This window comes from Metabacillus rhizolycopersici (assembly GCF_020075705.1).
Genome location: NZ_JAIQUM010000077.1, coordinates 1 through 21,783 on the forward strand (window position 1 = coordinate 1; position 21,783 = coordinate 21,783).

Consider the following 21,783-nt stretch of genomic DNA (forward strand, 5'->3'; position numbering starts at 1 on the left):
AAGGCATCCAAATGAGACAAGTGAAATATCTCAATAATATCGTAGAACAGGATCATCGTTTTATAAAAAAGCGAGTCCGTTCGATGTTAGGATTGAAATCATTTCGTACAGCTACTTACATACTGAGCGGCATAGAAGCCATGCATATGATGAAAAAGAAGCAGGTTCATCAGGGAGTGAAGTCTGCCCAAAATCAAAAAGAATTCATCCATAAATTGTTTGGATTAGCTTCATAAGTTAGCAATTTAAAGGAAACTCACACTCTATGTTTCTAACGAGTGATTTTTGCACCAGAACCGATAATGTTTCCACTTGAATAGATTTTGCTTTTCCATACTGATCACGTCCTTTTTTAGAGTAATAGTATCAGTATGTCCAAGTTTGAGAGAATACTTGCAGATATTTTGAAGCTTTTGCACCAGAACCGTTTTTATTGAAAAATATTGACAAACTATTAGCTGGTTTAATAGAAGAACAGTTTCCTTCTTTGCATTTCAAAATGGAAGAGACTATGTGTAAAGAATCCCACTCTCCTTTAAATACATCTATGATGCCATATCGTGTTGGAAACAATTCTTCTCTAATATCTTCAATTGTAAAACCTTCTTTATGCAAAATTTTTACTTTCTCACTGATGTCCTTAAGGTAATCTAGTTTTCGCTTTAACATTTCTTTTCCATTCTCGACATAACCAGCATGGCAACAAAACATGGAATTAAAATCGTAAGTCAATATTTCTCGAATTGAATTTATATTTTCAAGCATGTTCAATAAAGAAGAAAGGTGTTTTTACTATTCAAAATTAAATGCAAAAATGAATTATACGCTTCAAAAATAAATTCAATTAAATTAAACAAATCGGAAATGAACAATTTAATTATGAATCTATTGAAATAAAACTGGGTGAAAAAATCCTTTTATTTCTGCATTTTAATAAAATTGAATCTTGGCACTATTCTTGCAAGTAATATAGGTGTAACAAACATTACTTTTATTATTTTTTGTCAATAAGATAAATTAGGTCGGGGTGATGGGGTTATAAGATCAATGGTGACTTGTAAGAATGGGACAGTGAAAGAAATCGAGTGAAGGAGTGTGAAAATTACATCGTTCTTAGTAAAAGTCAGGCGGTGTTACATATCATAACAAAATGAATTCTCACCGTATATTTGAGGGATTTTTGGATTGGTCAACAAAAGATGATCCATAAAACTGTGATTGGCGGAACTGTCTTTAAATGATTTGATTTAATTTGGTGGTAATTACCGAAATAACCTGGCGGCAATAGTAATCTTTAAGTTTTGGTTGAGTAAAAAAAGATGAGGAGGGGTTTAAAAGATGAGTAAAGCGGTTATCGTTTCTGTGGCAAGAACTCCATTTGCCAGATTAAGAGGAGCTTTAAAAGATCTCCATCCATCCATTTACGGGGGACTTGTCATCAAAGAGGTGCTTCAAAGGGCACAAGTCGCTGGTGAAGAAGTGGATGATGTCATATTCGGAAATTGTAATGCAGGCGGAGGGAATATTTCTCGATTGTCTTTACTGCAAGGAGGACTGCCCGTATCGGTACCAGGGGTTACGATTGACAGGCAATGTGGGTCAGGAATTAATACTGTGGCGTTAGCTGCTGACGCTATCAATGCCGGAAGTGGGCGAATTCTGATAGCTGGGGGAACGGAAAGCTTGACTAGAGCCCCTTATCTAATGGAACCCTCAAGTCAAACTTTTGACCGGGTTCCACCTAAGTTTCTATCAAGGAAACCGTTATCCCCGGAACATCTCGGAGATCCTCCGATGGGGATTACTGCCGAAAATCTTGCTGAGCGCTATAACATCAGCCGGGAGGAACAGGATGCCTTTTCCTTGAGAAGCCAGCTAAACATGAAACGAGCAGTGGAACAAGGGTTTTATAAGGAACAAATCGTTCCTGTATCTCTTACAGGGAAAAAAGGAGAAACTACTTTATTCTCTGAAGACGAACACCCTAGACCGGAAACGACTTTGGAAGGGTTAGCTAAGCTTCGTCCGTCATTTAAGAAGGATGGATCAGTGACTGCGGGAAACGCATCCGGTATCGTTGATGGAGCTTCAGCATTGCTTTTGATGTCAGAAAAGGAGGCAGAAAAAAGAGGGTTGGAACCGCTTGCGAAGGTAGCCGATTGGGCACTCTCCGGTGTGGATCCGAATATTATGGGGATAGGGCCTGTCCCAGCTATTAAAAAGTTATTGGCGAAAACTGGATGTTCTTTAGAGGATGTGGATTTGATTGAAATTAATGAAGCTTTTGCCAGTCAAGTACTAGCTTGTGATCGTGAACTTCACCTGGACTTGGAAAAGGTCAATGTCAATGGAGGAGCAATTGCCCATGGGCATCCAATTGCCGCAACCGGAGGCATGCTGATTATGAAACTAGCATATGAAATGAAGCGCCGAGGAGTTAAACGCGGACTTGTATCGGCTTGTATCGGTGGTGGTCAAGGAATTGCCCTAATGCTTGAAAGGTAATGGAAGATGCAGTAAGAAAGCATTACTTGTTGTTTGAGATACCTAAAAATTTCACGGGGGAGATTGTCTAATGAGTTGTTTACAAGATAAGGTTGCTATTGTCACTGGAGCAGGCCGAGGTATTGGCGCAGAAACAGCCAAACGATTAGCGCAAGACGGTGCAAAGGTCGCAGTATTTGATCTGCATGAAGAGGTTTGTTATGAAACGGTTCAAGCTATTCAATCCATAGGTGGAGAAGCGATTGCAATAGGTTGTAACGTTTCTGACATCGAGCAAGTAGATGCTGCTGTTGAAAAGGTAGCTAATGAATTTGGAAAGATAGATATTCTAGTGAATAACGCTGGAGTGACCCGTGATAATCTTCTTTTCAAAATGTCTGTAGAAGATTGGGACATGGTTATGAATGTGCATCTAAAGGGTAGCTTTTTATGTGCCAAAGCAGTGCAAAAATTTATGGTAAAAGAACGCTATGGAAAAATCATCAACATTAGCAGTACATCAGCCTTGGGAAACCGTGGACAAGCCAACTATTCAACAGCTAAGGCAGGATTGCAAGGATTTACCCGAAGCCTGGCGTTGGAACTGGGTCCTTTTAATATTAATGTAAATTCTGTTGCTCCCGGATATGTCGTAACGGAAATGACAAAAGCAACATCAGATCGAGTTGGCTTGGATTTCGAGGAACAGCAAAAATTAGTTGCAGAGAGGAATCCGCTTAGAAGAGTTGGAAATCCCCAGGATATTGCCAATGTAATCGCTTTTCTAGCCAGTGAAGACGCCAGTTACGTGAATGGACAAATTATTTATGTCAACGGAGGCGCTCGCTAGGTTTGTTATAAAAGCAGCATTTACTATTAATTGAAAAGGAAGGAGGAAAAAGGTTGCTGATAGACCCTAGCATTATCGGAAGTACAAGTGAATCGCAAATATTCGAGATTGAAAAAGGGGCCATTCGCAGTTTTGCTCAAGCTATTGGCGATGATAATCCTCTATACAGGGATGAGGCGTTTGCTAAAGAATGCGGATATCGAAGTATCGTTGCTCCTCCTACGTTTCCAACTACGATCCGAGTGTTCAATCCGAAGGTCAAATTTGAGCCAAGCAGAGTTTTGCACGGAGGGCAGGAATATCTTTATGAAAGGCCGATTGTTGCAGGGGATATCTTGTGCTGTGCCAGTTCTGTTACTGATGTTTATGAAAGGGAAGGTAAGCTTGGCAAGATGACGTTTCTTATACAGGAAACACGTGGTGAAGATTTGGAAGGAAACTTGGTGTATCGCGGAATAAACACACTGATTGTTCGTTAAATGGAGGGAATTAAATGAATGGAATTGACTGGACTCGGGCAGAAATCGGGCAAGAGTTGGAGCCTCTCGTCAAGCCCGCTATTGAAAAAGTACAATTAGTGAAATACGCCGGAGCATCTGGAGATTTCAATTTGATTCATACTGATGTTGAAACAGCTAAACATGTTGGTTTACCTGGAATAATTGCACACGGAATGCTTAGTATGGGATTTCTAGGTCAGTTATGCGGCCAATTGGCTGGGACAAACGGTTTTGTCAGCAGGTTGATGGTTCGGTTTGCAGGTATGGTATTTCCTGGAGACGTCCTGAACTGTCGGGCCAAGGTTACCAACAAGAATGAGGAAGAGCGTACATTGGATTTAGAAATTTACGTAGAGTGCGAACCAGGTAAGGCTTTAACGGCAGGTAAGGCAACGCTGAAGTTCTACTAAATATAGACGGAAAAATGCAGCCAAGTCTTTGTGAGAACGGCTGCATTTTTCTATCCGATGTAATCTGTTGTTGGTAGAGACGATTCAAATTTCAATAGAAACTTCGGATTGAAATGTAAAGATATGCTCACTGAAAGTAAAGATAATATATACAGATTAGAGTAAGCTTCCTCTAAGCACGATGAAACATATATGAGGAAAACGCCCCTTATTAATTGTAATGAATTGAATATTTTTTATTCGGTAACATCTTTTGTTCCATTTGACATATTTATTGGGCGTTAGATTTGCTGTTAGTATTGAAAAAATATTGAAAGGAAAGGATGAACATATATGCTGGCATTCCTTAATTTTATTGCCTTTTTGGCAGTAACGGGCTATGGGATTTATACGTTTGCAAATCTTGTCTATAGCCGTGTCACCTTCATCAAGTTAGGAAAGAAATCTGATTTAAGAAAAGATACCCAACAGCGCATCACAGAAGTTCTGATCAACGTATTTGGTCAGAGAAAATTGTTTAAAGACAAGAAAAGCGGGTTCATGCATTTAATTTTGTTTTATACCTTTTTTATCATTCAGGTAGGACTTATTGAGCTCATTATAAAAGGATTTATTAAAGGTTATGAATTTCCTTTTGGTGAGGGACATAAATATTTCAGTCTTCTGCAGGAGTGGGCAACATTCTTAATGCTGATGGCTGTTGTATATGGATTTTACCGTCGATATGGTGAAAAGTTAAAGCGATTGCAATGGAAGCGTGACGGCAAAGCTGCTTTTGTCTATATTGCCTTATCTACTCTAACCTCATCAATCCTGCTTACATTAGGATTCGAAGCGATTATGTTAGATCATGAACCGAATCTGGCCTATGCTCCATTTTCTGGTGCTATAGCGTTATTGTTTTCGGGCATTGGAACAACGGCAGGAACCATTTTGTTCTATATATTTTGGTGGGTGCATATGGTAACCGTCTTTTCATTCATGGTGTTTGTACCGCAGTCAAAACAAGCACATGAGCTATTCGCTATGTTTAACGTCTTTTTCAAGAAGGTAGGACCTGTTGGAAAGTTGAGGAAAATTGATTTTGAGGATGAAGAAATCGAAGAATACGGCGTCGGGAAAATAGAGGATTTTACCCAGCTGCAGCTGATCGATCTGTACGCATGTGCAGAATGTGGAAGGTGCACGAATATGTGTCCCGCTTCAGGAACCGGGAAGACGTTATCTCCGATGGATCTTATTATTAAAATGAGGGATCATTTGACAGAAAAAGGGGCTGCTGTTACTTCACGTAACCCATGGATGCCCAGTTATGTTTTTGGGTCTTCTGCATTATCCCCTACATTAACGGCTGAATCGTCAGCTCAGGAAACAGCAGCAACAGTTGAAATGCCTAATTTGATTGGTGATGTAATCACCGAAGAGGAGATCTGGGCCTGTACGACATGCCGCAACTGTGAGGATCAATGTCCTGTTGCTAATGAACATGTAGATAAGATTATAGATCTGCGTCGATACTTAGTGTTAACGGAAGGTAACATGCCGCACGAAGCAACTCGCTATTTCCAAAATATAGAACGACAAAGCAATCCATGGGGCATGAACAGGAAGGAACGCATTAAATGGCGCGAAGGAAGAGAAGACATTGTGGTGCCTACCGTTGATGAAATAGAAGATTTTGAGTATTTGTTTTTTGTAGGTTCCATGGGATCCTTTGACAATCGGAGCCAGAAAATTGCTCAATCGTTTGCCAAAATCATGAATGTGGCTGGTGTGAAGTTTGCGATTTTAGGAAACGAGGAACGTAGCTCAGGTGATACTGCTCGCCGGATGGGGAATGAATTTTTATTCCAACAGCTATGCCAAGAGAATATAGCCAATTTCCAGGCTTATGGTGTAAAGAAAATCGTAACCATTTGTCCACATACGTACAATACATTTAAACATGAATATCCTGAATTTGGTTTAGAAGCCGAAGTGTATCATCATACGGAACTCATTTTCAAGCTAATTCAGGAAGGCAGCATTAAGCCAACGAAGGAAGTACAAGAAGCCATTGCGTATCATGATTCTTGTTATATCGGCCGATACAACGACATTTACGATATACCACGGCAAATTTTAAAATCTATCCCCGGCGTTCAAGTACTGGAAATGGAACGAAATAAAGCAGACGCAATGTGTTGCGGAGCCGGAGGCGGGAATATGTGGATGGAGGAAACCGAAGGAAAACGGGTTAACATTGAACGAACGGAACAGGCTCTTCGTTTGAATCCAACAACGATTGGAAGTAATTGTCCATATTGTCTGACGATGATGAGTGATGGAACCAAGGCAAAAGAGGCCGAGGAACGAGTCAAAACCATGGACATTACCGAAATCGTAGAAAAATCCTTAGTCTGTTAAAAACGCCATTTGAGAATTATAGCCGCTAATCTAGGATAATAGCTGAATTAAAATCGTTAGTTGAATTTAGGGAGAGAGTTGAAGTTACAACAATGAATTATTAGATTCAAATGTGAATCACCATGATAACAGTGTCTCTTGAATAATAAATCAATTTTGAATAATGATGTCATCTTAAATGCCTGTATATCAAGTAGTTTGTACCATTTGATTTTGGCATGAAAATTGCAATTACTATATGTGAAAACATTTTAATAGGAAAAGAGGTAAGATTATGAAAATCCTAGTGTTATTAAAACAGACGTTTGATACCGAAGAGAAAATAACTCTTGAAAATGGCAATGTCAGCGAACAAGGGGTTGAATTCATCATCAATCCGTATGATGAGTACGCTGTGGAAGAAGCTGTGAAATTAAAAGAAGAATTAGGGGCAGAAGTAACGTTACTTACTGTTGGCCCGTCTCGGACGGAAACTGCGATTCGAACTGCTCTGGCAATGGGAGTAGATAAGGCTGTGCAGATTGAACATGATGGTTCAGAAGCAGATGAATATGTTATTTCGAATATCATTGCTGCTACTGTCAAGAACCAGGCCTTTGATCTCATTCTTGGCGGTAATACGGCAGTAGATTCAGGGGCAGGCCAAATTGCCATCCGAGTAGCGGAAATTCTAGGGATTCCTCATGTTGCGACGATTACTAAATTATCTATTGATGGAAGGAAAGCAACTGTAGAAAGAGATGTAGAAGGGGATTTGGAGACGATCGAAGTTGAGCTTCCTTTCTTGGCGACTGCCCAACAAGGGTTGAATGAACCACGTTATCCCTCTCTTCCAGGGATTATGAAGGCAAAGAAAAAGCCGATTGAACATCTTGATGTGAATGAACTGGATATTTCAAAAACGGACCTATGTGCTAAGACAGAAGTACTTGATCAATATTTGCCGTCTAAGAAGCAAGCAGGGAGAACTCTAACAGGAGAAATGGCTAATCAGGTTAGCGAATTAGTTCAACTGCTTCGCACAAATGCAAAAGTTCTTTAAAGGAGAGGATTGAGAAGATGAGTAAAGTACTTGTAGTTGCTGAGGTAAAAGACGGAAAATTAAGAAATGTATCCATTGAAGCATTAACGTTAGCTCAATCTTTAGGGGGAGATGGGGAAGTAAGTGCAGTCCTTTTTGGCTCAGGAGCAGACGTTTTTCTAGAAGACATCAGCAAATTCGGAGCCGATCGGCTGTATGTGACAGACAACCAGGCTTTATCTACTTATACAACAGATGCTTATGCCCAAGCATTGACTGGCTTGATTGAAGAAGTACAGGCAGATATCATTCTTATGGGTCATACAGCTATCGGGAAAGATTTAACACCGCGGGTTGCCGCACGTTTGGGGATCGGTTTAATATCCGATTGTACTGGAGTAGAAACAAAGGATGGCAAGATTGTGTTTACTCGTCCGATATATGCGGGCAAAGTATTTGAGAAGAAAACATTCCGTGAAGGAAAGCAATTTGCTACTCTTCGTCCAAATAACTTTGAGACGGTAGAGAAACATGTTCAGACCGAGTTAATTTACTTCCACCCGCAAATAAAAGATTTGCGAACGATTGTTAAGGAAATCGTGAGAAAAACTTCAGGTGAGGTAGATCTCAGTGAAGCTAAAATCATTGTTTCCGGCGGCAGGGGAGTAAAGAGTATGGAGGGGTTTAATCCACTTAGAGAATTAGCGGAGGTCCTGGGAGGAGCAGTTGGTGCCTCACGGGGGGCTTGCGACGCTGAATATTGTGATTATTCTTTGCAAATTGGTCAAACAGGAAAAGTCGTCACTCCTGATCTCTATATCGCATGCGGCATTTCAGGTGCCATCCAGCACTTGGCTGGTATGTCTAATTCGAAAATTATTGTCGCAATTAATAAAGATCCGGAGGCACCTATTTTTCAAGTAGCTGATTACGGGATTGTCGGCGATTTATTTGAGGTTGTCCCTATGTTGACGGAAGAAATTAGAAAGGCATTGGTAACTAGTTAAATCTGCATGGTGAAGGGGACAGTCACCCTTCCTATGAAGCTCAGGGAGCACACGGAAGAACTAATTTAGATACACTATGAAATCAAACTATAAATGATAAATTTGGAGGGAAACAAAAATGTTAGCAAATACTATTTCAGATTCTCAGAAAAAATCACGTCCTTTTTTTACTCAAGAGCACTTGATGTTTCAGGATTCGTTACGCAAATTTCTTGAAAAAGAAGCTGTTCCTTATTTCGATCAATGGGAGAAAGATCGACTCGTGCCACGTTCGTTTTGGAAGAAGATGGGTGACCAGGGTTTTCTTTGCTCGTGGGTAGATGAACGTTACGGCGGACTTGGGCTCGATTTCGGCTTTGCTATCATCCTTGCTGAAGAGTCAATACGAGTTGGATATGGATTAGGAGGAGGACACCTGCATAGCTCGATTGTAACTCCTTATATTGCCTCGTACGGTACTGAAGAGCAGAAGCAAAAATATTTGCCTGGCTGCATCAGTGGAGACATCCTCACAGCTGTTGCCATGAGCGAGCCTGGAACCGGTTCAAATCTTGCAGGTCTTCGCACTACCGCTGTCAAGGATGGGGACAGTTATATCATTAACGGTCAAAAAACCTTTATTTCTAATGGGATTCAATCGGACTTGGTGGTGGTAGCCTGCAAAACCGATCCGAATGCTAATCCCCCGCATAAAGGGGTCAGCCTTTTCCTTATAGAAGATGGTACGCCTGGATTTTCCCGTGGACGAAAGTTGGACAAAATAGGGCTGGACGCTCAGGATACTGCGGAATTAATTTTTGAAGATGTGCGAGTACCGGCTTCTAATCTTCTTGGCGAAGAAGGAATGGGATTCACTTATTTGATGAGCAAGCTTCAGCAGGAAAGACTTCTGGTTGCTCTTGGTGCTCAAGTAGCTGCTGAGGATATGCTCAGTTTAACTGTAGATTATGTAAAAGAGCGTGAAGCATTCGGAAAGAAGATCAGCGAATTCCAGAATACTCAATTTAAGCTTGCGGAGATTGCCACGCAAGTTCAAATTGGCCGTACCTTTATTGATGATCTCGTTGTCAAATACATGCAGGGACAAGATGTGATTACAGAGGTATCTATGGCTAAATATTGGATCACCGATATGGCGAGAAAAAATGCGGCTGAATGCCTGCAACTTCATGGCGGTTATGGTTTTATGGAAGAATATAAAATTGCCCGCCGTTACCGGGATATTGCCGTTGCCCCGATTTTTGGCGGAACTAACGAAATCATGAAGGTCATAATTGCAAAAAAATTAGGATTAAATGGATAGAGGTAGCTAAAGTACGGTTCTCTTAATGGGGTCGGGAGGACTCGGCCTATACGACAGATTGTTTTACTTATGAGTGTAATCTTCTTCCGATACTTCATCGGGAGAAGATTTTTAACATTTGATTCTGAAGCGTACCGTGAAGCTCCACAGCGGTAATCAGCGCTGCTGTTTCTTCCCCACTCATTTGTCTCGGACTCGTTTTTCCCTCGGACACCAATATAAATAAAAGCCATCACCGCTCTGCCGCCTGACCCAAGAAAGGCTTTATTACAATAAACAATTAAAGATAATGGGTAGTTAGGAGAATTTGTATGATAATTATAGATATATATGAATTAGAATACAGGATCAACCAACTGAAAGAAGAATTAATCCAGATTGCTAAAGCAACTGGTTTAAATAGCCCTAAGACCATTTGTTTTAGTCAGAAATTAGACCAAATCATCACGATTTATCAAAAACTCTCTTATAAAAAATGAAAAATAGCAACATGTTGTAGGGTGAAAATAAAATCATTTCTGTAGTGCTTAAAGTAAAATTATAGCTCTAAATCTTAAAACTAAGAATGGTGATATTTATTAGTAAGGTTTTTAGAACTGTAAAAGAAAAGAGGAGAGAGAACATGTTAACAACTGGATTAGAGGGGGTTGTGGCTACACAATCCGGAATAAGTTCTATTATGAACGGAGTATTAACATATAGAGGAATCAACATTAATGAATTAGCTGAGCATGCAAGCTTTGAAGAGGTCATGTACTTGTTGTGGAACGATGATTTGCCAACAGCTCAACAACTTACTGAACTTAAGAAGGAGCTCGCTGTACAAGGTGTATTGCCAGAAGAAATCATTTCTCTCCTTAAATCCTTCCCGAAGGATGCCCATCCAATGGTTATACTTAGAACGGTTATATCAGCACTCGAGATGTACGATTCACAAGCATACGATATGTCTCTTGAAGCGAATCACCGCAAGGCTTTGAATATACAAGCGAAAATTTCGACAGTAGTAGCAGCTATCCAACGAGTAAAAGAAAACAAAAATATTTTATCTCCAAAACCTGAGTTTAGTTTTTCTCAAAATTTCTTATATATGTTAAATGGTGAAGAACCAGAGGAGATCGCTAGTAAATCATTAGATACGGCTCTTGTTCTTCATGCAGATCACGAATTAAATGCATCAACATTTGCTTCCCGAGTAACGGTAGGAACGCTAGCTAACATCTATTCAGGAATTGTGTCGGCAATAGGTACATTAAGCGGACCTTTGCACGGAGGAGCTAATGAATCGGTAATGGAAATGTTAGAGGAAATTGGTGAGGTTGAAAATACAGAGCCTTATATTTGCAAAGCTTTAGTTGATAAGAAAAAAATCATGGGTTTCGGTCACCGCGTCTATAAATCAGGAGATCCACGTGCTAAATACTTAAAGAACATGGCGGAAAATTTGACAACACTTACAGGACAAAGTAAATTTTTCGATATTTCTGTGAAAATCGATGAAATCATTACATTGGAAAAGGGCTTGCTTCCTAACGTAGATTTCTACTCAGCAACGACTTACCATAGTTTAGGAATCAATAGGAACCTTTTTACTCCCATCTTTGCTGTAAGCAGAACATCGGGTTGGACAGCTCATATTCTTGAACAGTATTCTAATAACCGCTTAATTCGTCCAAGAGCGGAGTATATTGGACCACAGTTAAGGCACTATGTTCCAGTGGAACATAGATAAGCTATTTCAATACTATCGTACTATTTTTAAATAAATGCAACCTTTGCATCAGAACTCATTTCGTGTTTTTTATGGTCTTGTCAGATTCGGAAATAAACTTTGGGAACATTGTATTTTGTTCCAGGGATGCCTCTTTTTGTCGTTTATTTATGGAAGATTATTCATAATCAATCCGATAATCTAGGTCAAAAAGAAAAAGTATTGCCGACACATCTGTATCTATAAGATGTGTCGGCAATACTTATTTCTTTTCGTTCTCCAACAATTCATATCAGGTAGGTATTATTGTCAAATTATATTTTTTAAGTTTTCTTACGATCGTTGCCTGGCTCGACCCCAATCCTTCTGCCAATTCATATGTATTTTTAAATTTTTGGACTGCAACGGATAATATCTCACGTTCAGCATTCTCGGCTGCTTCCTTCAGTGTCATCTCGTTAATAGCAACTGGTACCTTGTCCTGATATTCTTCCGGAAGATCAACTGTAGTGATAAAATTAGAAGGCACCGTAATGACTAGTCGTTCCACAAGGTTAGATAGCTCTCTCACATTCCCCGGCCAATTATAGTTGTAGAAAAAATTTTTAATATTCTGGTCGAATTCTTTGGAAATTCCATAAGTATTAGTTACTTTCTGAAGAATTGATTGAACAAGAGGTAATATATCCTCTCTTCTTTCCCGCAAAGGAGGGATTGAGATTGGAAGCACATTTAAGCGATAATACAAATCTTCTCTAAATTCACCCTTTTCAACCATTTCTTTTAGATTTCGATTGGTTGCTGCTATAAGCCTTACATCTATACTTTTGGGTTTTGTTCCGCCAATCCGCTGAATCTGTTTATCCTGCAAAGCACGGAGCAGTTTTACCTGTAAAGCTAAAGGTAGTTCTCCCACTTCATCTAAAAACAAAACCCCTTTATCGGCTAATTCAAACAGTCCGGGTTTTCCTGACCGACTCGCACCTGTAAAAGAGCCCGCTTCAAAACCGAATAACTCTGATTCCAAGAGATCATTAGGAATAGATCCACAATTAATTTTTATGAATTCCCCCTTTAGCTGTCTTTGACTAGCATGGTAAATATGCTGGGCCAGTATATCTTTCCCTACACCTGTTTCCCCAAGTATTAGTACAGTAGCATCATAATTAGCAATCCGATCTCCCATCTCATAAATATCTAACATTTGTTTACTTTCTACGACAACATTTGGATTCCACGATGTTTTGTTTTTTAACTTTTCTAACTCTGCTTTATACTGTTCACTTATTTCCAATGCCTTTTTTAACTCTTGATAAAGATGATTTAATTCTGAGAGATCCCGAAGATAGGTGACCACTTTCTTGATTTCTCCGTCCTCACTATAAATGGGTACAGCGGTTTTTAAGTATGTGTTGAAGTGGTTAGTTGGTATTGAATGGATTGTTTTTCCCTGTTCAAGCACCTTAAAGGTCATCGCTTCATCAACAACCCCATCTTGAAGTAATTGCTTGATATTCTTTCCTATAAAAGTTTCCTTTGGATGACCAATGGCTCTCTCTACAGCGGCATTTATTTTTAGCGTCAATCCATCACTGTCTGTAATGTAAATGCCATCGGAAGAGTTCTCAAAAATTGCGTCTAATTCTCTATTCTCATGCTCTAACTCGTTTATCATACCTTGTAAATGTTGAATGGAGGTGCCGTCTGAGACAATGTATAGTACCAATGTTTCAGTGTCACACTCGATATAGTTATATTGCAATAAATAAGATTGATTCTCTAGTCTCGCTAAAATAAGCTGTTTCTCAAATGTTTCCCATTGATGAAATAATTCTTTTATATTTTTCCCAATCACAACTTTGTCAAAGTGCCTGGAAAAGAGAGAATTATAGTTTTTAATTACCTTTTGTTGATTTGTTATTATCATAGGAAATGGAATAGACTCCAGCCAATCCGGAAATATATCCAATGCTTGCCACTCCTTCTTTACAGAAAATGAATGCGTTTTCAATTTTAGGTGATAGAAGTTCATTCGATGTAGAATTTACCTAGTGTATATTTATATGAATATTTAGAATACTTTCTAGAATCATACCTTTTAAATACAAAAGGGTCAACTCTATAATATGAAGTTTTTATATAAGGGAGGAAGTTTGTCTAATTTTGTGTAATCAATACGCGTGTTAAATTATATTTGTTCTATTAATCAGTTTAACAGAAGCTCACATTAATGTTCTGCTTCTTTTTTTCGGTTTGTACTTTTTTAAAACAATAAATTTTCTGGTTAAAACTTTGGGGGCAACGTATTAACGGATCCAAATCAGGTATCAACTGGTTAGGATGACGGAAAGAATGTGGTGGAAACTCCTAAAGAAATTGAAAGAAGTCCTTAAATTGATTTTTAATTCAAAAATAAATTTTACGTTTCAAAAATGATTTAACTAGAACATGGAAAAGCGAACAAGATAATTTAACTATGAATCTTGCAAATTAAAGCATAATGAATAAATCCTTATTATTATTGTATTTTAATTAATCTGAATCTTGGCACTATTTTTGCAAATACCATATATGTAAGGAATATTGCTTTTATATTTCTTATCCAGAAGATAAATATGAAGGGAGATGATGAGTATATTGTGATGGTCTGAAGTGACTTGTGGGAATGAGATAATGGAAAAAATGCTGTCAGGAGGGGGGCCATATTATTGTATAGGTATTTATTATCCTTCACAGAAGATTATCCTGCGAATATACGGTGATTTATGACAGAATAGAGAACCGTCTTTCAAATGGAGAGGGAAATAGCTCGAACCTATTAAGCATACTGATTGTTGTTTTCAGAAGTTTATGGAGTTATAAAGCAACCATTTTCAACTGCCTGTACAGACGTAGTTCACTTAATCTATATATCTATTTATATTTTACGCACGAGGGTATAGACGAGGATTATGCTTCGTCGGCTAGATAAAATGTTCATCCATTTGTTGAATCGGAACATTGAACATTCCTATTTCCTAATTAAGACTAGAACTAATACGGAAAATTAAATTCAAAGAGCAATGATTATTTTAAAGAGGTGAGTATCCGTGAAAAATAAACTTAATTTAGAACCTATGTTTTCTCCTAAGTCTATTACGATTATCGGTGCATCAGGCGGAGAAGGGAAAATTAGCGCAAGACCGTTATATCTTTTACGTAAGTTAGGATATCAAGGATCCATTTACCCTGTTAATGCGAAATACAACGAAATAGAAGGTTTTCCCTGCTTTCAGGATATTGAAAGTTTGCCAAGAGATATTGATATGGCCATTCTTTCAATTAGAGCAACCGATGTCTTGCCTGCCCTGGAGAGATTGGCGAAAAGATCAGTGAAAAGTGCGGTTGTTTTTAGTTCGGGTTTTGCGGAAATTGGAGAAAATGGGCGGGAACTTCAACAGCGTCTGACTGAATTTGTTGAACGAACGGGTATTCCAGTATGTGGGCCTAACTCCTTAGGTTTTTTCAATTTAAAAGACAAAGCAGTTGCTTCGTTTCAACAAATAGAAGCCAGCCGTATGGATCCCATAGCATTTATAACACAAAGTGGAGCTTTTGGAACCCTTACCTACAAAATGCTAGAAGAAATGGAAGTAGGTTATCAATATTTTGTTTCTTCCGGGAATGAGGCTGGTGTCGATTTTTTTGATTATGTTCACTATTTTGCCGAGCAGGAAGAGATCAAAGTCATTGGCGGTTACATTGAAGGGGCAAGGGATATGGAGAAAATGGATAATGCCATTCGCCTGTGCCAACATCATGATAAGCCGCTTATCTTGATGAAGGTAGGAACGTCCCAATTAGGAGCCAATGCAGCAATTTCCCACACCTCTTCTCTAGCTGGGGATTCATCGATTTACTCCAGTTATTTTCAACAAAGGAATGTTGTCCAAGTTGATGATGAAGAAGAACTGATCGATACGATCAATCTGTTTCATAAGGCAAAAACGAGTCCTAAAAGAGGTGGGGCAGCTATCGTTACCATTTCGGGTGGAGCCGGAATCGTAATGGCGGATAAATGTGAACAAAACAATGTGGAGTTAACAAAGTTGATGCCAGAGACAATCACACAGCTTGAAGAAATGTTACCTGCATTTGCATCTGTCAAAAATCCAATTGATGTGACAGCGCAAATCATTCAAGATCTCGATAAACTTTCTGGTAGTATCAGGGTATTATTGGAAGATGAGGGGGTAGAGGCACTTGTGATTTACATGCAAATCGGGGATCCTGTCGCTCCTGTAATTATTCCTAAATTATCGAAAATAGCTAATGAAACGAATAAAACGTTTGTTGTTTGTTGGGCAGGCGCTTCAGAAAAGACGAAAGAAATGTTATCTGCTGGAGGTATTTGTTGGCTTCCTACGCCAAGCCGTACAATTCGAGCCCTAAAAAATCTGTTGCATTATAACCAACGTAAAGAACTGCTGTCTGAAAAAAATAATATTTTTGCAGAAAGATTGACAAATTGTACGGAATTAGAAGCTTTCGAAGGAACGATTAATGAGTATACGGGCAAAAGTTATTTGCGAACATATGGAATTTCTACACCGGCAGGAAACATAGCTAGAAACGTTGAGGAGGCTATCGAAGCAGCTAATACAATAGGCTATCCTGTCGTTTTAAAAGTACTGTCACAGCAAATCGCCCACAAAAGCGAGGTTGGCGTCGTGAAAATCAATGTAAACTCAGACGCGGAAGTGAGAAGTTCTTTTGAAGAAATCATGTTAAACGCTTTAAAATACGACCTGAAGATTCAAGTTGACGGAATTCTTGTTGAGGAGATGATTGGGGAGGGTGTCGAAGTAATGGTTGGTTCGATTCAAGACCCGTTATTCGGCCCATGTGTACTGTTAGGCTTAGGAGGCATTTTTGTTGAGGTATTTAAAGATTCGGTGATCAGGCCAGCTCCATTAACCATAGAAGATGCAAAGGAGATGATACAGTCCATAAAAGGATATGACATTTTAAAAGGTGTCCGCGGTAAAGGCCCTTATGATGTCCATGCATTGGCGGAAACACTCGTAAGGGTTTCAGAGTTGTGCTTGGATCAAAAAGATTGGCTGCAAGAATTGGATATAAACCCAGTAATGGTGCATGAAGAAGGAAAAGGTATAACAGCTCTTGATGCATTATTCGTTGGAAAGCAAGAAGCATTATCTTTATCGCGTTAAATAAAAACCGGTTTCGGAGGAGTGAGTAGTTTATGCGCTGGGTGATACTTGCATTTGCGTTTTTTGGTACAGTGCTCAACTTTGCAGACAAGTCAGTAGCAGGATATGCAGCTATCCCGATTATGGAAGAGTTTAATCTTAACTTCACTCAATGGGGATTGGTTGGAAGTAGTTTTTTCTGGTTTTTTGCGATTGCGGGTGTGTTGGGAGCTTCATTATCCGACCGACTCGGAGCCAAAAAGATAATGGCGATCATGGTAATATCCTGGACAATCATACAATCTGGATCGTATCTAGTTACAGGGCTAACCGGACTCATTTTGATGAGGGTGCTGTTGGGGATTTTCGAGGGGCCTTATTTTGCCACAGCCGCCAACCTTATTACCAAGTGGTTTCCGCCTGAACGTCGAGGTATCGCCATCGCTCTCATGAATTCCGGTGGTACAATAGGTGGTTTAGTTATGGCGCCAGTACTCGTTTCCACTATTAGTGAAGTGGGTTGGAGACATACTTATGGAGGTTTAGGCCTGATTGGTATTGTCTGGTTCGTCCTCTGGTTATGGATTGGAAAGGAAAATCCTAAGCAAGAGACCTTGATATCGGGGGGAACTAAGTCTGCACCAAAAATCAGTTGGTCAAAGATTTATCCTGTATTACTGTCTCGTAATTTTCTTTTAGTTTGTCTTGCTGTTTTCGCGTCATATTGGTTCTTGGGATGGATGCAGGCGTTTTTGGCTGCTTATTTTGTTCAAGCAATCCAATTGACGCCAAAGGAAATGGGTAATTATGCATCCATTATCGGGATTTCTTCTGCGATTCTTACTTTGTTGTTTGCCTGGTATTCAGATAGTCTTTATAAGAAAAATCAAAGCATACGCAAATCGCGTGTATTTGTGGGCGGAGGGGCTGTTACTCTGGCAGGTCTGCTTTTCTATTCCATTACCATTATACATGACCCTATATATGTTCTATTCGTCATGTGCGTTGGGAAAGCACTGGCGTATGTCATGTTCGTATTATGGCCGGCGATTGCGACGAACTTGCTTCCTGAAAGGGGAGGTTTAATATTAGGTATCGGGACAGGCTTTGCCCAATTGGCAGGGATAATAGGTCCAATTGTTTCAGGAGCCTTGGTGCAATCAACGGGTAATAATGTCGTGCTTGGATTTGATTATTCTATTTTATTTATCGGGACATTAATGGTAGTGTTTGGAATAACTTTTCTTCTATTCTGTAAACCAGATAAGCAAGTTGGAAACATGGTAAATCTGGGGAAAAATGAGTCGGTGAGTTAAAATGCATAATCGAAACAAACCATGAACTTGTGTTTCGTCACTGGGATCACCAGAATAATCTTGTTTCACGGATGATTCAAAAATATATTTACTTGATAACTAAGGGGGCGGATTATTTCCGATTCCTATAAACTTCCTTCAAACAACAATTAGGTCAGAAAATGATCATGTTGCAAAAGCTATCTCTGACTTATAAACATGGCTGCCTGTGAACCTCACTAGTGTAATTTTAACAGGTCCAAGAAAAGAATATTTTCATTTAAATCTTATTAAAGACCAACCAAACCTAGAGGTTCTTCTGTTGTACAACACTTTATTCCTTTTATTTTATTAATATTTTAAAAATTATAAAAATTATTTATTTTTACTTCTATGTGTTATATAATAGATTTAATTAAAATATTTTGTTATATAACAATAGAGCGAAAATAAGGAGGAATGAAGTTGGTAAATGCAGTACTTTTCCCTCTTTAGGAGTTGGTATTCTGAAAGGGCTTTCCTAATATTTAGGGAAATCATTGGAATGTTGGATACTGACTCTAACTACTTATTAAAAACTTATTAATATGAAGGGCGTGGAGAGAAATGAATCAAAATGAACAAATCAAAGCATTGGAAGAAAACTGGTCACTAGATACTCGGTGGAAAGGGGTAGAACGTTCTTATTCTGCAGAAGAAGTTGTCAAGCTTCGTGGATCTCTTCAAATTGAGCATACACTTGCTAGGAGGGGAGCAGATCGTCTCTGGAAACTTTTGAACGAGGAAGATTATATTAACGCATTAGGTGCTTTAACGGGAAACCAAGCCGTTCAACAAGTAAAAGCAGGATTGAAAGCGATTTATTTAAGTGGCTGGCAAGTTGCTGCAGATGCCAATCTAGCTGGTCAAATGTACCCAGACCAAAGCTTATATCCTGCTAACAGTGTTCCTTCAGTAGTAAAACGTATCAACCAGGCGCTTCAACGTGCAGATCAAATTCAACATATGGAAGGTGAAGGCGATATTGATTGGTTCGCGCCAATCGTTGCTGACGCAGAAGCTGGTTTTGGTGGTCAGTTAAATGTTTTTGAACTCATGAAAGCAATGATTGAAGCTGGGGCTGCAGGTGTTCACTTTGAAGATCAGCTTGCTTCTGAAAAAAAATGTGGGCATCTTGGTGGAAAAGTGTTGATTCCAACACAAAATGCAGTAAACAATTTAATTTCTGCTCGTCTTGCAGCTGATATTTTAGGTGTTCCAACTGTGTTAATTGCTAGAACAGATGCAAATGCAGCGGATCTTATTACAAGTGACATTGATCCTTATGATTCAGAGTTCATTACAGCTGAAAGAACTCCGGAAGGATTTTATCGTACAAAAGCTGGTCTAGATCAAGCAATTGCTCGCGGACTTGCATATGCTCCATATTGTGACTTAATTTGGTGTGAAACATCTGAACCGAGTTTAGATGAAGCAAAACGTTTTGCAGAAGCTATTCACGCACAGTTCCCGGGTAAAATGCTAGCTTACAACTGCTCACCATCTTTCAACTGGAAGGCAAAGTTGGATGACGAAACAATTGAAAACTTCCAAAGAGAACTTGGGAAAATGGGTTATAAATTCCAGTTCGTAACACTAGCTGGTTTCCATGCTCTTAACCATAGCATGTTTGAGCTTGCTCTTGGTTACAAAGACCGTGGTATGGGTGCTTATTCTGAGTTACAGCAAGCAGAATTTGCATCTGAAAAAGATGGATATACTGCAACAAGACATCAACGCGAAGTTGGAACTGGATATTTTGACGAAGTAGCACAAGTTATTTCAGGTGGAACATCCTCTACAACTGCGATGAAAGATTCAACAGAATCAGCGCAGTTTACACGTTAACATTGACTGGATTTTTTATCATAAAATTGAAATAGCTGGAGGAGGATTTCTTATGAATAATGGAACAATAAAAGTAAAAGGAATTATTGATAACACAACGTTTTATAAGAAATTACCACCAAAAACTTGTGTTGACTGTGGTTACAAAATTGAAGAGCAACATGAATCTTATTTGACTAAATGTGATCATTGTTTAAGTAAAGAGATTGAATAATTAAATAAATAATTTAAAATTGCTAAAGAATGAAAGGGCCACTTTTTTCTTAATCCAAAAAATGGTCCTTTCAACTTGCCTAAATGATTCTTCTAAATTTATATAAAGAAAAAGGTATTTGCGTAACAACATTTAAGGTTCCCAACCGATTGATATGGTACTTATAGACATCTTTCCAATTCATCGATGGCTTACTAGAAGGCTCTTAATAGGTTTATTCAATCTTTAGTCACCCATGTAGCGAAAAAACACCCCTGCACCACAGAGGATGAATATAGATAAAAAGATAGATTTTTATCTATATATTTAAAAGTTTTATATGAATTAAATTGGTAACTTAGGAGGAATATATGATGTCAGACTATGTTAAAGTAGGTAATCTTCAAGTGGCATCTGTACTATATAACTTTATCAATGCAGAAGGACTACCGGAAAGTAATGTAGATCAGGGACAATTTTGGGCTGATTTTGAAAAGCTGATACTTGAATTGGTTCCAAAAAACAAAGAATTATTAGCCCGTCGTGATGAAATTCAAAATAAAATCAATAGTTGGCATAGAGAAAATAAAGATTTTAACTTTGTTGAGTATAAAACATTTTTACAAGAAATTGGATATTTAGAGCCGGAAGTCGAAGATTTTCAAGTTACGACTGAAGGAGTAGATGATGAAATTGCTGTACATGCAGGACCGCAATTAGTCGTTCCTGTAGATAATGCTAGGTATGCACTTAACGCTGCAAATGCTAGGTGGGGAAGCCTCTACGATGCACTTTATGGAACAGATGCAATTAGTGAGGAAGGAGGAGCACACAAGGATGGCAGTTACAACCAAGTTCGTGGTGAGAAAGTTATTTCATTTGGAAGGGATTTTCTTGACCAAGCTGCACCTTTAAAAGATTACTCCCATAAAGACGCTGAAAAGTATGCATTAATTGAAGGGAGATTAGTCGTTTCATTTAGTAATGGAGAAACGACAAGTCTTCAAGATGAATCAAAGCTGGTTGGTTATCAGGGAGAAACAGATAAGCCATCGGCAATAGTATTAAAAAATAATCGCCTGCATTTTGAAATTCAAATCGATAGAAGCCACCTGATTGGCAAAACAGACCAAGCAGGCGTTAAAGACATTCTAATCGAATCAGCACTTTCAACGATCATGGATTGTGAGGATTCAGTTGCAGCAGTAGATGCTGATGATAAGGTACTTGTATATCGTAACTGGTTAGGTCTTATGAGAGGAGATTTAACTGCTTCTTTCACGAAAAATAATAAAGCGTTTATTCGAAAAATGAATCCAGATCGCATTTACACTGGTCCAAATGGCGAAAAAATCTCATTGCGCGGTCGTTCACTTATGTTTATTCGAAACGTTGGACATTTAATGACCACAAATGCGATCTTAGATGCTGCTGGTCAGGAAATTCCTGAGGGGATTATGGATGCAGTAATAACTAGTTTACTTGCAAAACACTCTTTATTAGGAAATGGAGAATATCAAAACT

The 21,783-nt window shown here is 38.8% G+C and carries 18 protein-coding genes; 16 read left to right on the plus strand and 2 right to left on the minus strand.

Features of this window, described 5'->3' with window-relative positions:
- On the plus strand, positions 1-236 hold a 236-nt coding region (locus tag K9V48_RS22650; protein ID WP_224141391.1), incomplete at its 5' end, for a DDE-type integrase/transposase/recombinase.
- Between the two features lie 130 nt (positions 237-366).
- Here K9V48_RS22650 and K9V48_RS22655 read toward each other — a convergent pair.
- Positions 367-669, minus strand: a complete 303-nt coding sequence (locus K9V48_RS22655; protein ID WP_224141392.1) for a hypothetical protein — start codon at positions 667-669, stop codon at positions 367-369.
- Positions 670-1,338: 669 nt separating this feature from the next.
- Between K9V48_RS22655 and K9V48_RS22660 the strand changes: the two genes are divergently transcribed.
- From K9V48_RS22660 to K9V48_RS22705, 10 genes are all read left to right on the plus strand, one after another.
- Positions 1,339-2,505, plus strand: coding sequence for a thiolase family protein (locus K9V48_RS22660; protein ID WP_224141393.1), 1,167 nt, complete (start codon positions 1,339-1,341; stop codon positions 2,503-2,505).
- A 70-nt stretch (positions 2,506-2,575) separates the two neighbouring features.
- Positions 2,576-3,334, plus strand: coding sequence for a beta-ketoacyl-ACP reductase (locus tag K9V48_RS22665; protein ID WP_224141394.1), 759 nt, complete (start codon positions 2,576-2,578; stop codon positions 3,332-3,334).
- A 53-nt stretch (positions 3,335-3,387) separates the two neighbouring features.
- Complete coding sequence (locus K9V48_RS22670; protein WP_224141395.1) at positions 3,388-3,813, plus strand: MaoC family dehydratase N-terminal domain-containing protein; 426 nt, start codon at positions 3,388-3,390, stop codon at positions 3,811-3,813.
- Positions 3,814-3,827: 14 nt separating this feature from the next.
- The gene (locus K9V48_RS22675) at positions 3,828-4,244 is read left to right on the plus strand and encodes a MaoC/PaaZ C-terminal domain-containing protein (RefSeq protein ID WP_224141396.1); all 417 of its coding nucleotides are present in this window, start codon (positions 3,828-3,830) and stop codon (positions 4,242-4,244) included.
- 333 nt (positions 4,245-4,577) lie between these two features.
- Positions 4,578-6,650 (plus strand): (Fe-S)-binding protein, encoded by a 2,073-nt coding sequence (locus K9V48_RS22680; RefSeq protein WP_224141397.1) that lies wholly within the window; start codon positions 4,578-4,580, stop codon positions 6,648-6,650.
- Positions 6,651-6,924: 274 nt separating this feature from the next.
- Positions 6,925-7,692 (plus strand): electron transfer flavoprotein subunit beta/FixA family protein, encoded by a 768-nt coding sequence (locus K9V48_RS22685; protein ID WP_224141398.1) that lies wholly within the window; start codon positions 6,925-6,927, stop codon positions 7,690-7,692.
- Between the two features lie 17 nt (positions 7,693-7,709).
- Positions 7,710-8,678, plus strand: coding sequence for an electron transfer flavoprotein subunit alpha/FixB family protein (locus K9V48_RS22690; RefSeq protein WP_224141399.1), 969 nt, complete (start codon positions 7,710-7,712; stop codon positions 8,676-8,678).
- A gap of 118 nt (positions 8,679-8,796) precedes the next feature.
- A complete protein-coding gene (locus K9V48_RS22695; RefSeq protein ID WP_111614763.1) occupies positions 8,797-9,981 on the plus strand; it encodes an acyl-CoA dehydrogenase family protein in 1,185 nt (394 codons plus the stop codon).
- A gap of 311 nt (positions 9,982-10,292) precedes the next feature.
- Positions 10,293-10,460: an aspartyl-phosphate phosphatase Spo0E family protein gene (locus K9V48_RS22700; protein ID WP_224141400.1), complete on the plus strand. Its 168-nt coding sequence runs from the start codon at positions 10,293-10,295 to the stop codon at positions 10,458-10,460.
- A 143-nt stretch (positions 10,461-10,603) separates the two neighbouring features.
- On the plus strand, positions 10,604-11,713 hold the full coding sequence (locus tag K9V48_RS22705; protein WP_224141401.1) for a citrate/2-methylcitrate synthase: 1,110 nt from the start codon (positions 10,604-10,606) through the stop codon (positions 11,711-11,713).
- Positions 11,714-11,984: 271 nt separating this feature from the next.
- Here K9V48_RS22705 and K9V48_RS22710 read toward each other — a convergent pair whose 3' ends face one another.
- A complete protein-coding gene (locus K9V48_RS22710; protein WP_224141402.1) occupies positions 11,985-13,661 on the minus strand; it encodes a sigma-54 interaction domain-containing protein in 1,677 nt (558 codons plus the stop codon).
- A 1,120-nt stretch (positions 13,662-14,781) separates the two neighbouring features.
- Between K9V48_RS22710 and K9V48_RS22715 the strand changes: the two genes are divergently transcribed.
- The 5 genes from K9V48_RS22715 to K9V48_RS22735 form a co-directional block, all read left to right on the plus strand.
- Entirely contained in the window at positions 14,782-16,905 is a 2,124-nt protein-coding gene (locus K9V48_RS22715; protein WP_224141403.1) for an acetate--CoA ligase family protein, read from the plus strand.
- A 32-nt stretch (positions 16,906-16,937) separates the two neighbouring features.
- Positions 16,938-18,200 carry an MFS transporter gene (locus K9V48_RS22720; protein ID WP_224141404.1) on the plus strand — a complete coding sequence of 421 codons (1,263 nt, stop codon included), beginning with the start codon at positions 16,938-16,940 and terminating at the stop codon, positions 18,198-18,200.
- A gap of 585 nt (positions 18,201-18,785) precedes the next feature.
- Positions 18,786-20,066 carry an isocitrate lyase gene (gene aceA / locus K9V48_RS22725; protein WP_224141405.1) on the plus strand — a complete coding sequence of 427 codons (1,281 nt, stop codon included), beginning with the start codon at positions 18,786-18,788 and terminating at the stop codon, positions 20,064-20,066.
- Positions 20,067-20,118: 52 nt separating this feature from the next.
- On the plus strand, positions 20,119-20,280 hold the full coding sequence (yhfH, locus tag K9V48_RS22730; RefSeq protein WP_224141406.1) for a protein YhfH: 162 nt from the start codon (positions 20,119-20,121) through the stop codon (positions 20,278-20,280).
- A gap of 353 nt (positions 20,281-20,633) precedes the next feature.
- A partial coding sequence (locus K9V48_RS22735; RefSeq protein WP_224141407.1) for a malate synthase G occupies positions 20,634-21,783 on the plus strand: 1,150 nt, incomplete at its 3' end.